The sequence below is a fragment of the Dokdonella sp. genome (assembly GCF_019634815.1).
Classification (GTDB): domain Bacteria; phylum Pseudomonadota; class Gammaproteobacteria; order Xanthomonadales; family Rhodanobacteraceae; genus Dokdonella_A.
On sequence record NZ_JAHCAP010000015.1, the window covers coordinates 68362 to 82472 of the forward strand.

Sequence of the window (14111 nt, forward strand, 5' to 3'; positions counted from 1 at the left end):
CTGCATGGACGGACGCGGGGGCGGGTGATGGATTACCGCGTCTGCAGCCAATGCGGCAGCCTTGCCAGTGGCAGCGAAGCCAAGTGCCTGCACTGCGGCGGGGTTGTGCAATATTCCGATGCAAGCGTGTTCATCGGCCGCAGCTTCGGCAAGTTCGAGCTGGTCGACGTGATCGGCCGCGGTGGCATGGGCGTGGTGCTCAAGGGGCGCCACGTCACGCTCGGCCACCCCGTCGCGGTCAAGGTGTTGCTCCCCGGCCTGGGCGATCCGACTTTCGGTGAGCGCTTCCTGCGCGAGGCCAAGCTGCTGGCCGAAGTACGCCATCCCAACATCGTCGAGGTGCACGACTTCGACATCGCTCCCGGTGGCGTGCCGTACTACGTGATGGAGTACCTGCACGGCGAGACGCTTGCCGCCGAGCTCAACCGTTCGCCGCAGGGCATCGGTTGGCAGCGCGCGATGATGATCACGCGCGGTGTCGCCGATGCGCTCACTGCGGCGCACGAACACAATGTCGTGCATCGCGATCTCAAGCCCGAGAACGTGTTCATCACGCGGACCGGCTCGCTCGAACGCATCAAACTGCTCGATTTCGGCATTGCGCGGCCGCTCGATGAGACCGATACCTCGGGCTCGCTCACACAGACCGGGCATGTGATTGGCACCCCGCGCTATTTCGCGCCCGAGCAGTTCTACGGTTATCCCGTCAGCGCGGCGACCGACCAGTACGCATTGGCACTGGTAGTGGCCGAGATGCTCAGCGGCCGCCCGCTGCGTGACGCGCATTCGCTGGGCGAAGTCACGCTCGATGGCATCGGTCGCGTCACTGAAAAGCTGGTCACGCGCCTGCCGGCGGGAACTGCGCCCGCTGCGATCGATGCGCTTTCCCGTGCCTTGGCCACCGATTCGACGCGCCGATTTGCCAGTGTCGCGGAATTCGCGATCGCACTTGGCGCGATGCCCACGCAACAGGCGACGATGCCCGTGCCCACGCGTCGATCCGTGCCCGCGCCAGTCGAGCCGGCCACGCGTCTGAGCCGAACCCGCAGCGGCACCTGGCACGAGAGCCTGAGCCGCAGGCTCAGCACGGTCTGGCAGGCGGTCAGTGCCAACGTGCCCCTGGCGGTACGCAAGAAGCGCCCGCTCGGCCTGGCTGCGCTTGCCGCCGGCGGCCTGCTCGTCGCCGTGATCGCCTGGGGTCTGCTGCGCTCGCCACCTGCGGACACCACCGCTGCGGACAGCACGCCTGCAGTTCCAGTCGCGCCGGGTTCCAGCACTGATTCCGATGCTCTGCCGGAACCGGCAACCCGAATCGTGCAGTGGTTGCGCGCGCGCTCAAGCTCGAGTGTGCCGATCGATGCGCGCGGCATCCTCATGCGTGTCAACGACATCGTCGTGCTTACTGCGGCCAATGGCTGGTACCTGCATCGGGTGCGCGGCGAAGGCGTGACCAGTCGTGTCGATTTGCCGGCCGGCCGACGTCTGCTCGGCGCACTTGATGGTGCCCGTCTGGCTGCGCTCGAGGGGAATATCGTGTTGTCGATCGACCCGATCGAAGGCGGCAGCCAGAAACTGGCAACGCTGCCAGCCGAAATCGATCGCGATGCACGCCTGTGGCTTGCGCCGGATGCACATACGCTGGTGGTCGCGCAGGGCAGCGATCTGGGCGTCTATCGGATCGACGGCGACAGCCTGCGCAGCGTCGGCCGCCTGCCCGCCGATGGCGACGCCGCTGCGGTGGCGCTCTCGCGCAACTGGATCGCGGTCGCCACCCGTGGCGCGGCGCGCATGCATGTCTACCGCACGAGCGATGCGGTGCAGGTGCTCGATCAGCCGCTCGACGCCGGGCAGGTGCGTGATCTGCGCGTACTCGACGTGCCGGCGCGGGTGGCGGTGGCAAGCAACGGCCCGGAAGTCCACGTGTTCGCGCTCGACGAGAGTGCGCCGCGGCGGTCGTTCTCGCTGCAGGGTGGCGCGCAGTCCCTGGCCTGGGTGCCCGACTACCCGAGCCTGCTCGTCGCCGGAGACAGCGGCCTGTCGCTGTGGCGTGATCCGGCTTTCGTCGATGAACGGCATGCCGATGCCAAGCTCGAGCGCGGCACCGCCTTCGTCGACGGACAGGGCCTGCTGCTGCTCGATTCGATCAGCCACACCCTGCGTCAATTCGACTATGGCACCTTGCCGATCGCTGTCGAGCACGTGATCGGCAAGAGCGAGGCCTGGGCCGTACACGTCGATGCGGTGACCCATGCGGTCTATGTCGGCGCGCGTGATGGTTCGATCCATGCGCTGGTCGACGGCAAGGTCAGCCACCATCCCCTGCATGCCGACGGCGTGACGGCGCTGGTCGGCGATGCCGGCCATCTCGCCAGCGCATCCGATGATCGCACCCTGGCGATTTGGCGCCTGCCCGACATGACCGTGCAGTGGCGGTCGCGCGGCCATGATTTTCTCGTAAACCAGTTGCAGGTGCAGGGCAATGCGTTGTGGTCGAGTTCCTCGGACGGCACGCTCAAGCGCTGGCATTGGCCCACGCTCGAGGCCGAAGAGACGATCGATCTGCGTGCCATCACCGGTCGTCGCCTGAATCTGCATGCCTTCCACATCGATGCCAATGCGACGCATGCGCTGATTGGCACCTGGAACAACACCGTGGTGGCGCTGGAACGCGCGCCCGGCAAGGACTGGACCGACACCCTGTTCACGGTCGAGAGCAGCGGCGGCTATCACGTCGTGGCGCTCCCCGGCGTGGCTCTGCAGCTGGTGCAGGGTACGGCGCCGGCACGCATGTACGCCTATGACGAAAAAACGCACCAGCTCCATGACCTGCCCGATTTTGGCGCCGACTTTTATGCCCTGGTCGCCGATGGCAGCGGCAGCGCCGCCTATGCGCTGGGCACCGGTGCCATCGCGCGCTATCAGTTGATGCGTGACCCCGAAGGCGCGCCGCGCTGGGCGGCCTCGATGGCAATGCGCAGTGATCTGCGCCAGATCGGCGCCGCCGATTACGATGTTTCGCGCCACTTCCTGTGGTTGGCCGACAGCGATGGACGCCTGCTTGGCATTGATACCGAGGCAGCACGGCTGCCGCCGCCGGTGATTGGCTCGGCCGTCGTGCGCCCGGCAGGGCATTGAAACCCCGGCGCCACGGGCCAGCAGCCCGCGTTCCGGCGCGCTGCCGATCCATCCCGAGTCCTCGGCAAGCGCGGCCGCATCTGGCCTATAATCGTCGGTTGTTTCGGCGCCTTGTGCGCCCATTTTCCCACGGAGTCCTTGATGAGCATCGAAGAGCTTGAAAGCATCGCCCAGGCGATGGTGGCACCGGGCAAGGGCATCATTGCAATCGACGAATCGACCGCGACGATCAAGAAGCGCTTCGACTCGGTCAACGTGCCCAATACCGAGGAAAACCGCCGTGCCTACCGCGAGATGCTGCTGACTGCGCCCAAGTTGGGCGAGCACATCTCCGGCGCGATCCTCTACGACGAAACCATTCGTCAGGCCACCAAGGCCGGCGTGCCGTTCACCAAGGTCATGCTCGATGCCGGCATCCTGCCCGGCATCAAGGTCGATCTGGGCGCCAAGCCGCTGGCCGGTTTTCCGGGCGAATTGGTCACCGAAGGCCTCGATGGCCTGCGTGAGCGGCTGGCCGAATATGCCAAGCTCGGCGCCCGATTCGCCAAGTGGCGTGCGGTCATCACCATTGGTGAAGACACACCCAGCGGCACCTGCATCGAAGCCAATTCGCATGCGCTCGCGCGCTATGCCGCGCTGTGCCAGGAAGCGGGCATCGTGCCGATGGTCGAGCCCGAAGTGCTGATGGACGGCGATCACGACATCGACGTCTGCTACGAAGTCACCGAAGCCACGCTGCGCTCGCTGTTCGGCGCGCTCTACGAGCAGAATGTCCTGCTCGAGGGCACGATCCTCAAGGCCAGCATGGTCGTCTCGGGCAAGGACTGCCCCGATCAGGCCGATGTCGAGGAAGTTGCCGAGGCGACAATCCGATGCCTCAAGGCGGCGGTGCCGGCCTCGCTGCCGGGCATCGTGTTCCTCTCTGGCGGCCAGAGCGACGAGCAGGCCACCGCGCATCTCAACGCGATGAACCAGATGGGTCCGCATCCGTGGCCGCTGTCGTTTTCCTACGGTCGCGCGATGCAGTCGGCGGCACTCAAACTGTGGGCCAAGGACATGCAGGCCAACTTCGCCGATGCGCAGAAGACCGTGTTCGCGCGTGCGCGCGACAACGGCCTCGCCGCACTGGGGCAGTGGAAGAAGTCGGCCTGATTCAGGCGATCCGCAAGGATCTCATCGGCAAGATGAAGACGGGCGCCGCGGCGCCCGTTTTCATTGCGGCTTGGGCGCAGCGCGTTCGGCAAAGCCCGCTATCATCGAGTCGGTAATGTGCTGATTCCGGGAGATCGGCAATGAGCGGCAAGTACATCGCACGACCGATGTTTCTGATCCTGCTGGCCTGCCCACTGCTCGCTGCAGGCGAGACGGGTGGCAAAAGTGCAGCGCAGTGCGTCCAGGCCGCGCAGGAAGCGCTGCGAAACGCGCATCAAGCGCTGGGTGCGCCCATCGGCAACGATGATCCGACGCTCGAGCGGATCGTCGAGACAGCCAAGGGCGATCTTCGCAAGCTCGTCTGGGGTGATCCGCAGGTGCGAGTGACGACCAGCGTGGCCTCGGGCCGGATCAGGATCTGGGCCAGTTGCGCCGGCGAGGAACTGCGCAGCGAGTGGACCCCGCAAGATTGAGCGAACGCCGCGGTGCGGTTCGCTGAAACCAATGGCCCGACGCAGCATCGGGCCATCAAGTCGTGATCGTGCGTGGCGCAGCCCTTGGTCTCAGGCCGCGTTCTTCTTCGGTGCATCGAGCGAGGCGAGCCACTCGTCGTCCGAACCTTCATTGACGCCTTCGAACAGGAAGGTCGACAGATACCGCTCGCCGGTATCCGGCAGCATCGCCAGCAGCACCGAGCCTTGCGGCGCGGTTTGCGCGACCTTGAGCGCGGCGGCCAGCGTCGCACCCGAGGACAGGCCGACGAAGATGCCTTCCTCGGCCGACAGGCGGCGCGCAGTGTCGCGAGCGGTCACTTCATCGACCGGCTCGATCGCGTGCGCAACCGTGCGCGAGAGCACGCCGGGCAGGAAGTCCGGCGTCCAGCCCTGGATCTTGTGCGGATTCCACGTCTGGCCGGACAGCAGTGCCGCATTGAGCGGTTCGGTGGCGATGATCTTGACGTCGGGTCGCGCCGCGCGCAGCACTTCGCCCACGCCCGTGAGGGTGCCGCCGGTGCCCCAGCCGGAGACGAAGTAATCGAGTCTGCGGCCGGCAAAGTCACGCAGGATCTCGGCCGCGGTGGTACTGCGGTGATAGGCCGGATTGGCTTCGTTCTCGAACTGGCGCGCGAGAAACCAGCCGTACCTTTTCGCCAGTTCCTCGGCGCGCTTGACCATGCCCACACCCCGCTCGGCGGCGGTGGTGAGGATCACCTTGCCGCCGTAGGCGCGAATCGCCTTGCGCCGCTCCTGCGAGAAGGTCTCGGTCATTACCGCGACGAAGTGATAGCCGCGCGCGGCGCAGATCATCGCCAGCGCGACGCCGGTGTTGCCCGAGGTCGCTTCGATCACGGTGTCACCGGGCTTGAGCAGGCCCTTGCGCTCGGCGTCGAGGATCACGCCGATGCCGAGACGATCCTTGACCGAGCCACCTGGATTGAAGGCCTCGACCTTGACGTACAGGTCGATGCCCTTGGGGGCCAGGCGATTGAGTTTGACGATCGGGGTATTGCCGATGGTGTCGAGGATGCTGTTGTAGATCATGACCATGTCCTGTGGGTTGCGACGGGAATTGCGCGAAAGCGAGGTGAAGGCATCGATGCGGCCTCAGGCGGCCCGACATCGCATTCGGTCGCGGATCTCTGCGGCAGCGCTCGGTTGCGTCCGCTGCGGCAGGCTGGCCATCGCCTCGTGCGCGGCGAGATCGTCGACGCCCAGCGGCGGTGCGCCGAACCAGTGCAGGCGAGTTGCCAGCGCAGCGACCTCGCCCAGGATCAGCAAGGCCGGCGAGCGCACGGCATGCCGATGTGCCTGCTCGGGCAACTGCGCCAGCGTGCCGACGATCACGCGCTGCTGCGCGCGCGAACCGTTTTCTATCAATGCGAACGGCGTGTCGGCGCCGCGACCATGCGCGAGCAGACGATCGCGCAGCGATTCCAGTTCGCCCACGCCCATGTAGACCGCAAGAGTCTGCCGTTCCTGCGCGAGTGCAGCCCAGTCGAGGGTGTCGAGCGAGGACTGGCAATGTGCGGTGACCAGGCGCAACGACTGTGCGTGATCGCGGTGCGTGAGCGGCACGCCGGCGTAGGCGGCACAGGCCACCGCGGCGGTGATTCCGGGCACCACTTCGAACGCAATGTCGTGCTCGCGCAGGAATTCCAGTTCCTCGCCGCCGCGACCGAACACGAAGGGATCGCCACCCTTGAGCCGCACCACGCGACGACCGGCGTGCGCATGTTCGAGCATGAGCGCATGAATCCCGGCTTGCGTGGTGTGATGGCGGCCGGCTTCCTTGCCGACCTCGATGCGGTGTGCGTCGCGACGCGCGAGTTCGAGCACTTCGCGGCTGACCAGCCGGTCGTGCAGGATCACGTCGGCTTGATTGAGTGCACGCAGTGCCTTGAGCGTGAGCAAGCCCGGATCGCCCGGGCCGGCGCCGACCAGCACTACCGAACCCAGAATCGGCGCGGGCCTGTCCGCCAGCGCGGCCTCGAACGCCGCCTCGGCCAAGGCGGTTTGTCCGCGCCGCAGCAGCGAGGCAACCGGGCCGTTGAACAGGCGTTCGTAGAACGCGCGCCTTGCGGCCGGCGCGGCGTGTCGTGCGCGAATGCGCTGGCGAAAGCGCGCGGCGAGTGCGGCCAGCGGCCCGAGTGCGTGGTCGAGCGTGGCTTCGAGCCGCTCGCGCAGCAGGCGCGCGAACATCGGTGCCGCACCGCCAGAGGAAATCGCAATCGCGAGCGGTGCGCGATCGATCACCGCCGGTACGTGGAAGCTGGACAGTCCTGCATCATCGACCACATTGACGAACAGTCGGCGGTCGGCCGCCGCGGCCGCGACGCGGCGGTTGATCGCCGGGTCACTGGTGGCGGCGACGACCAGCCACGCCGTCTCGAGCCAGGCCTCGCTGAACAGTCCCGCGCGATGCGCGATGCGGCCTGCAGCCAGCGCTGCGGCAAGCCCGGTGCCAAGTTCGGGAGCGCCGACCGTGACCCGCGCCCCGGCCTTGAGCAGGGCCTCGACCTTGCGCTCGGCCACCAGACCGCCGCCGACCACGAGGACGGGGCGGAGCTGCAGGTCGGCAAACAAGGGGAACAGCGGCATTGGCTCGGCCAGCACGGAAAAGGAGATGCCCTGACCCTACGCCGGTGCCAGGCAGCGGACAAATGAACAGCGCTTTTTGCCTTATGCCGCCCCGGCATGATGGATTCATGGGCGTATAGACGGCCAAACAAGGATTGGATATTCTGTCGTGACGCATGGCCGCGGGCCGCTGCGCCAACCAGGGGGACGTGATGAAACAGTTCGACAAATGCCAGTTCATGTGTTGTGCCACCACGCATGCCTTCATCACGCCTTCCCGATTGCGACCGCCTGCGAGCCGATCCCCATGAATCTGACCCAACTGCGTTACCTCGCCGCCATTGCCGATTCCGGCCTCAACATCACGCTCGCCGCCGAACGCGTGCATGCCACCCAACCCGGCATCAGCAAGCAACTCAAGCAACTCGAGGATGAGCTCGGCTTCCAGCTGTTCGCCCGCAAGGGCAAGAGCCTCGAATCGATCACCCCGGCCGGCCGGCAGGTGATTTCGCGGGCACGGACCATCCTCGCCGAAGCAGCCAATATCCGCGCGCTCGCCGCCAATCTGCGCAATGAGGAACATGGCGAGCTGCGCATCGCCACCACCCACACCCAGGCACGCTTTGCCCTGCCTGCACCGATTGCCGCGCTCAAGCGCCGCTATCCACACGTGAGCGTGCACCTGCAGCCGGGCGACGACAGCGAAATCCTCGAAGTCCTCGCGAATGGCCACGCGGATCTCGCCGTGGTCAGCAGCGCCGGGGCCGCGCCGGCCAAAGGCTTCGCCCTGCCGGCCTATCGTTGGGAGCGCGTCGTGCTGGTGCCGCGCAACCATCCGCTGGCTGCCCTGCAGCGCGCGCCGACACTGGAAGAATTGGCGGCCTATCCGCTGGTGAGCTACGAATCCTCGCTCAAGCCCGAATCCTCTTTGCGGCGCGCCTTCATCGAAGCCGGCCTCGAGCCGCGACTGGCCTTCACCGCGCGCGACGCCGATCTCATCAAGACCTATGTGCGCGCCGGCCTGGGCGTGGGCATCCTCGCCGAGATGGCTTTGCTGCCCGAGGATGCAGGCGATCTGCGCGCCTTGTCCGCCGATGACCTGTTTCCAACCTGCACCACCTGGATCGTGCTGCGCCGTGATCGCGTGCTGCGTGACTTCGCACTCGAATTCATCGCCCGGTTCGCGCCGCAGATCGACCGCCGCGACGTGCGCCGGGCCTTCGATCACGATGCCTACGATGGCGAGTGGCCGCTGGCGCCACATTGGCGCGAAGTGCAGCCGCCCAGGTTGCGGGAGGTTCACGCGGCTTGATGCGTCGGACGACGCGGGTGCAAGCACTCGCGCCGCCGGGCTTGTGGTCAGATTTCCAGATGCAGGCCGCATTCGCGTTTGAGGCCGAAGAAGCGCGTCTCCTCGGCCTTCATGCCCGGCTCCCAGCGCTGCGTGGTATGCACATCGCCGATCGACACGTAGCCGGCGTCCCACAGCGGGTGGTAAGGCAGCTGGTGGCGTGCCAGATACATGCCAATGTCGCGATCGCTCCAATCGGCGAGCGGATGCAGCTTCCAGCGACCGTTGCGCAGTTCGACGAAGGGCGTATTCGCCCGGCTTTCCGACTGCGCGCGGCGCAGGCCCGATAGCCAGGTCTGTGCGCCCAGTTCTTCGAGCGCGCGCTGCATCGGTTCGACTTTGCTCAGGCGGTTGTAGCGCTCGATGCCGTCCAGGCCCTGTTCCCACAGCCGGCCATGACGCGCTTCCATCCACGCGGCGCCCAGCGCGGGGCGATAGACCTTGAGATTGAGGCTCAAGCGCTCGACCAATGCGTCGGCGAAGCGATAGGTTTCCGGGAACAGGTAGCCGGTGTCGATGAGGATGACTGCAATGCGCGGAGCCTGCCGCGTGACCAGATGCAGCATTGCTGCAGCCTGCGCGCCGAAACTCGTCGACAGCACGTGCTCGCCCGGTAGTTCGCGCAAGGCCCAGGCCACGCGCTGGGCGGCGTCCTGGTTGGCGAGCCAGGCGTTGAGGTCGGCAAGGCTGCCCGGATCGTTGGCAGCGTCGGCGAAAACCGGCAGCGCGTTCATGCGATCGCTCCGATCGGTATGCGCCGCGTGGGTTCGTCGGGCAGCACGCCGGCACGCAGCAGGAAGTCGCCAAAGCCTTCAGCCTCGTTGCGCTCGGCGGCGTACCGCGCGAACAGCGGATCGAGCGCGGCAAGGATGTCCGCTTCGACGATGTTCTCGCGGTAGGGGCGATTCATGCGCTGGCCGCGGAAATCCGCACCCAGGCGCAGGTCGTAGCGGCCAGGCGCGCGTCCGACGAGGGCGATCTCGCCCAGATACGGCCGCGAGCAGCCATTGGGGCAGCCCGACAGGCGCAACAGGATCGGCGCATCGCGCAGTCCATGCTGTTCGAGCAGGCCTTCGAGTTTTTGCAGGATCGTCGGCAGGTAGCGTTCGCTCTCGGCCATTGCCAGGCCGCAGGTCGGCAGCGCCACGCAGGACGTGGCGTGACGTCGAATCCCGCTTTGCCGCTGGTAGTCCTCGAAGCCGTGTGCCGCGACGATCGCATCGATGCGCGCACGATCGGCCGCATCGACATTGGCGATGATGACGTTCTGGTTGCAGGTCATGCGGAAGTCGCCGCGATGTACCTTGGCCAGTTCGCGCATGCCGCTGAGCAGGCGGCGCTCGCCGCGATCGAGCAGGCGGCCCGATTCGATCTTGAGCGTGAGATGCCAGCGGCCATCCTCGCCCTGAATCCAGCCATGGCGATCGCCGTTGTGATCGAAATGGAACGCGCGCGCCGGTTGCAGTGCGAAGCCAAGGCGCTTTTCCAGCTCGGCCTTGAACACATCGGTGCCGCGATCATCGAGCGTGTACTTGAGTCGTGCGTGCTTGCGCACCGCGCGATCGCCCCAGTCACGCTGGATGCAGATCACTTGCTCGGCGGTCGCGCGCAACTGCTCGGCGGTCACGAAGCCGATCACTTCGGCCAGCCGCGGATAGGTTGCCGGATCACCATGGCTGGCGCCCATGCCGCCGCCGACCGCGATGTTGAAACCGACCAGTTGGCCTTGCTCGGCGATCGCGATCAGGCCCAGATCCTGGGCGAACACGTCTATGTCATTGAGCGGTGGAATGGCCAGGCCGATCTTGAACTTGCGCGGCAGATAGGTCTTGCCGTAGAGCGGCTCGACCGGCGCTTCGCCGACCAGCTGCTCGCCGTCGAGCCAGATCTCGTGATACGCGGTGGTCTGCGGTGCGAGCTCGGCCGAGAGTTTGCTTGCCCATGCCAGCGCCTGGGCATGCAGCCCGGACTGCTCGGGCAGCGGTGTGGCCACCACGTTGCGCAACACGTCACCGCAGGCGGCGATCGTGCTGGCGAGCGCGTGGTTGATGGCCGCGATGGTCGGCTTGAGGTTGTGCTTGAGGAGGCCGTGCCACTGGAAGGTCTGGCGCGTGGTGATGCGCAGGCCGCTGCTGGCGTAGTCGCGCGCGAGCTGGTCGAACACCAGCCATTGCGCGGGCGTCACCACGCCGCCGGGCAGGCGCGCGCGCAGCATGAAGGCGTACAGCGGTTCGAGCTTCTGCTTGCGCCGCTCCTCGCGCAGATCGCGATCGTCCTGCTGATAGCTGCCATGGAACTTGAGCAGTCGGTTATCGTCTTCGCAGACGCTGCCGGTGGTCGGATCGGCGAGGCTTTCGACGATCGTGCCGCGCAGTTGACGACTGCGTTCCTTGATGTGTTCGACTTCGGAAACCTGCGGCGCCATGTCAGTACACATCCCGTGCGTAGCGACCCTGCGTGAGCAGCTCGCTGAGCCATTCCCGGGCGCGCTCGGCGCTGTAGCCGCCATGATTGACGGCGATGGCGATGAGCGCGTCGTTGACGTCGCGCGCCATCTGCGTGGCATCGCCGCAGACATACAACTGCGCGCCATCCTGCAGCCACGCCCAGATCGCCTTGCCTTGTTCGCGCAGGCGATCCTGCACGTAGACCTTGCGCGCCGCATCGCGCGAAAACGCCAGATCGAGTCGGTGCAGGCTGCCGTCGTGCAGGGCTTCGCGCCATTCGGTCTGGTAGAGAAAATCCTCGCGCAGATGGCGGTTGCCGAACACGAGCCAGTTGCGACCGCTCGCGCCGCTGGCACGCCGCTCCTGCAGGAAGCCGCGATACGGCGCGACGCCGGTGCCGGGGCCGATCATGATGATGTCGCGCGAGGCGTCCGCAGGCAGGCGGAAGCGCTCGTTGGCTTCGATGAAGACGGAGACGCTGGCGTCCTCCTCGACGTCGGCAAGATGCCGCGATGCGGCGCCGTGATGGCGGCTGCCGAAAGCCTCGTAGTCGACGACGGCAACGGTGAGATGCGCTTCATCGCCCACCACGCTGCGACTGGAGGCGATCGAATACAGACGCGGCATCAACGGACGCAGCGCCGCCACCAAGCCTTCGGCATCCCACTTCGCGGGGTAGGCGCGCAGCAGGTCGAGGACTTGGTGGCTGGCCAGCAACTGGGCTAGGGGGGGTGCTTGGTCCGCTGCGAGCAGATGGTTGAGGTCTGAATCGCCCGAGAGGGTCGCGTGCGCGGCGACAAACGGACGCGCGAGCCGCGTGAGCTCGCGCTTGCTGGCCAGCCATTGGGTCAACGGCAGCGTCTGGCCGCCGTGCTGGACCGGTTGATCGCCGTCCAGCTTGAGGGTGGAAAGCACGGCCTCGACGAGTCGGGGTGAATTGCGTGGCCATACGCCGAGCGCATCGCCGGGTTCGTAGTGCAGGCCCGAGCCTTCGAGCGAGAGTTCGACATGGCGCACGTCGCGCGCACTGCTGCGCGCGACGATGCGCTGGTTGGCGAGCACGGGTGCCGCGAACGGTCGTTCGCGCGAATGCGTGGCCGACGCGGCATGCGGGCGCAGTGGCGTGACCGTGGCCAAGGGCGCGGCCTGACGTTGTGCCTCGCGCGTGGCTGCGAGGGCGCGCGTCGCCCAAGGCTCGGCAGCGGCCTCGAAATCGACATCGGCGTCGACGTGTTCGGCCAGGCGTGTTGCGCCCAGAGCGGCCAGACGCGCATCGAGTTCGCGACCGATGGCGCAGTATTTCGGATAACTCGAATCGCCGAGCGCGAGCACGGTGTAGCGCAGCTCCGGCAGCTTGGGCGCGCGCTTGCCGGCAATGAATTCGACGAAGCCGCGGGCGTCGTCGGGCGGTTCGCCTTCGCCCTGGGTGCTGATGACCACGGCGAGCAGGCGCTCCTGGGCCAGCTCACGCAGCGGATAAGCGCCCGCGCGCAGCAGGCGCACCGCAAGGCCGGCCGCCTCGGCATCGCGTGCGAGTCGCTCGGCGACGCGTTTGGCATTGCCGGTCTGGCTGCCGTAGACGATGGTGAGTCGCGGCACGGCCGCAGCTTCGGCTGGCGTTGATGCCGGTGCGCGTGCCGCGCCGCTGCCCACGCCGGCCAGTGCCGCGGTATAGCCCGACAGCCAGTAGAGGCCGGCCTGGTCGAGGCCGTCGAGCAGGCGTGCGAGCAGCGCGGCCTTGTCCTCGTCGAGGATCGGCGACGGCAATCGCAAGGGTTCGACGGCAGACATGCAAGGCTCCAAGCGTGGACGTCCAGACGTCCATCGGATGGATGCTAGGCGAGGCCCCGGCGGCCGAGAAAAGGATGGCTCGGCATGTACTTATGCCGGCGCGGTCAGTCCGCTCCCTCGGGGCCGGTGGCAAGCGCGCTGCGGTAGCGCTGGGCCATGGCCGCATCGTGGCAGCAGAACAGCACACGCCGGCCTGGGGCGCCGGGTCGGGCCAGCCAGTTGTGCGCCGCGGCGACCGCGATCGGCACCGCACGCTGCGGTGGAAAGCGGAACACCCCGCAACTGATCGCGGGGAAGGCGATCGAGCCGATGCCATGGGTGTGGGCCAGCGCGAACGCATTGCGGTAACAGGCGGCGAGCAGCTCGTCCTCGCCCTCGTAGCCGCCGTCCCAGACCGGCCCGACCGTGTGGATGACCCAGCGTGCGGGCAGCGCAAAACCGGGCGTCAGCCGCGCCTCGCTGGTCGGGCAGCGCACGCCGGGTTTGACCTGTGGCAGGGCGCGGCAGGCCGCCAGAAGCTGCGGTCCCGCAGCCCGATGGATCGCGCCATCGACACCGCCGCCGCCGAGCAGGGTCTCGTTGGCTGCATTGACGATCGCATCCACCGCGAGCGCGGTGATGTCGGCTTCGATGACCTCGATCGGGCTGGACATGTCGGGCCCCGCAGGAATGGCACCGTGAGCTTGGCGCGCGCAGTTGCGGTCGGCAAGCGCAAGGGCGATGTCAACCATTGGCGGCAGATGACGTCTTTGACGCGGGCGTGCAGTCACGGTCGACGCGCGGACGGCAGGGCCGGCGCCCGCGTCCAAGCTGAACGCCGTTTGACGCAGTGCAATAAAGTAAACCGGAGAGTATTGATGGATTGTTGCCTAGGCCATAATATTCGCGGCCATGATGGTCAAGGTCACCGACAGCAGTTTCGCCTATCTGATGCAGGACACGATGCGCCAGATGCGCACCGTGTTCGATCGGCGGGCGACGCGTTTTGCGCTCACGCGCGCGCAGTGGCGTGCGCTCAAGACGATCCGGCGCAGCGAAGGCCTGAGCCAGAGCGAACTCGCCGAACTGCTCGACATGGAGCCGATTCCGGTCGGCCGGGTGATCGACCGGCTCGAGAAGACCGGCTACATCGAGCGCCGCGCCGACCCTGCCGACCGT

Annotated in this window: 11 protein-coding genes; 5 read left to right on the plus strand and 6 right to left on the minus strand. The window is 66.9% G+C overall.

Going from position 1 to position 14111, the window contains the following annotated elements:
* The first annotated feature begins 27 nt into the window (after window positions 1–27).
* The 3 genes from KF759_RS09095 (at window position 28) to KF759_RS09105 (ending at window position 4760) form a co-directional block, all read left to right on the plus strand.
* On the plus strand, window positions 28–3135 hold the full coding sequence (locus KF759_RS09095) for a serine/threonine-protein kinase (RefSeq protein WP_291224720.1): 3108 nt from the start codon (window positions 28–30) through the stop codon (window positions 3133–3135).
* A 141-nt stretch (window positions 3136–3276) separates the two neighbouring features.
* Entirely contained in the window at window positions 3277–4287 is a 1011-nt protein-coding gene (locus tag KF759_RS09100; protein ID WP_291224722.1) for a class I fructose-bisphosphate aldolase, read from the plus strand.
* Between the two features lie 140 nt (window positions 4288–4427).
* On the plus strand, window positions 4428–4760 hold the full coding sequence (locus KF759_RS09105; RefSeq protein WP_291224724.1) for a hypothetical protein: 333 nt from the start codon (window positions 4428–4430) through the stop codon (window positions 4758–4760).
* A 90-nt stretch (window positions 4761–4850) separates the two neighbouring features.
* Here the strand turns inward: KF759_RS09105 and cysK are convergent, their stop codons facing one another.
* Window positions 4851–5828, minus strand: a complete 978-nt coding sequence (cysK, locus tag KF759_RS09110; RefSeq protein WP_291224726.1) for a cysteine synthase A — start codon at window positions 5826–5828, stop codon at window positions 4851–4853.
* A 63-nt stretch (window positions 5829–5891) separates the two neighbouring features.
* On the minus strand, window positions 5892–7385 hold the full coding sequence (gene cysG / locus KF759_RS09115; RefSeq protein ID WP_291224728.1) for a siroheme synthase CysG: 1494 nt from the start codon (window positions 7383–7385) through the stop codon (window positions 5892–5894).
* Window positions 7386–7671: 286 nt separating this feature from the next.
* Here cysG and KF759_RS09120 point away from each other — a divergent pair, with 286 nt between their 5' ends.
* Window positions 7672–8676 carry a LysR substrate-binding domain-containing protein gene (locus KF759_RS09120; protein WP_291224730.1) on the plus strand — a complete coding sequence of 335 codons (1005 nt, stop codon included), beginning with the start codon at window positions 7672–7674 and terminating at the stop codon, window positions 8674–8676.
* A 47-nt stretch (window positions 8677–8723) separates the two neighbouring features.
* Here KF759_RS09120 and KF759_RS09125 read toward each other — a convergent pair whose 3' ends face one another.
* From KF759_RS09125 to KF759_RS09140, 4 genes are all read right to left on the minus strand, one after another.
* The gene (locus tag KF759_RS09125) at window positions 8724–9449 is read right to left on the minus strand and encodes a phosphoadenylyl-sulfate reductase (RefSeq protein WP_291224732.1); all 726 of its coding nucleotides are present in this window, start codon (window positions 9447–9449) and stop codon (window positions 8724–8726) included.
* The gene (gene cysI / locus KF759_RS09130) at window positions 9446–11140 is read right to left on the minus strand and encodes an assimilatory sulfite reductase (NADPH) hemoprotein subunit (protein WP_291224734.1); all 1695 of its coding nucleotides are present in this window, start codon (window positions 11138–11140) and stop codon (window positions 9446–9448) included. Before cysI ends, KF759_RS09125 begins: the two co-directional genes overlap by 4 nt.
* A 1-nt stretch (window position 11141) precedes the next feature.
* On the minus strand, window positions 11142–12953 hold the full coding sequence (locus KF759_RS09135; protein ID WP_291224736.1) for an assimilatory sulfite reductase (NADPH) flavoprotein subunit: 1812 nt from the start codon (window positions 12951–12953) through the stop codon (window positions 11142–11144).
* A gap of 104 nt (window positions 12954–13057) precedes the next feature.
* On the minus strand, window positions 13058–13606 hold the full coding sequence (locus tag KF759_RS09140) for an O-acetyl-ADP-ribose deacetylase (protein ID WP_291224738.1): 549 nt from the start codon (window positions 13604–13606) through the stop codon (window positions 13058–13060).
* A 238-nt stretch (window positions 13607–13844) separates the two neighbouring features.
* On the opposite strand from KF759_RS09140, the gene KF759_RS09145 reads away from it, so the two are divergent.
* Window positions 13845–14111, plus strand: a 267-nt coding sequence (locus tag KF759_RS09145) for a MarR family transcriptional regulator (protein WP_291224740.1), incomplete at its 3' end; no start/stop codon positions are given.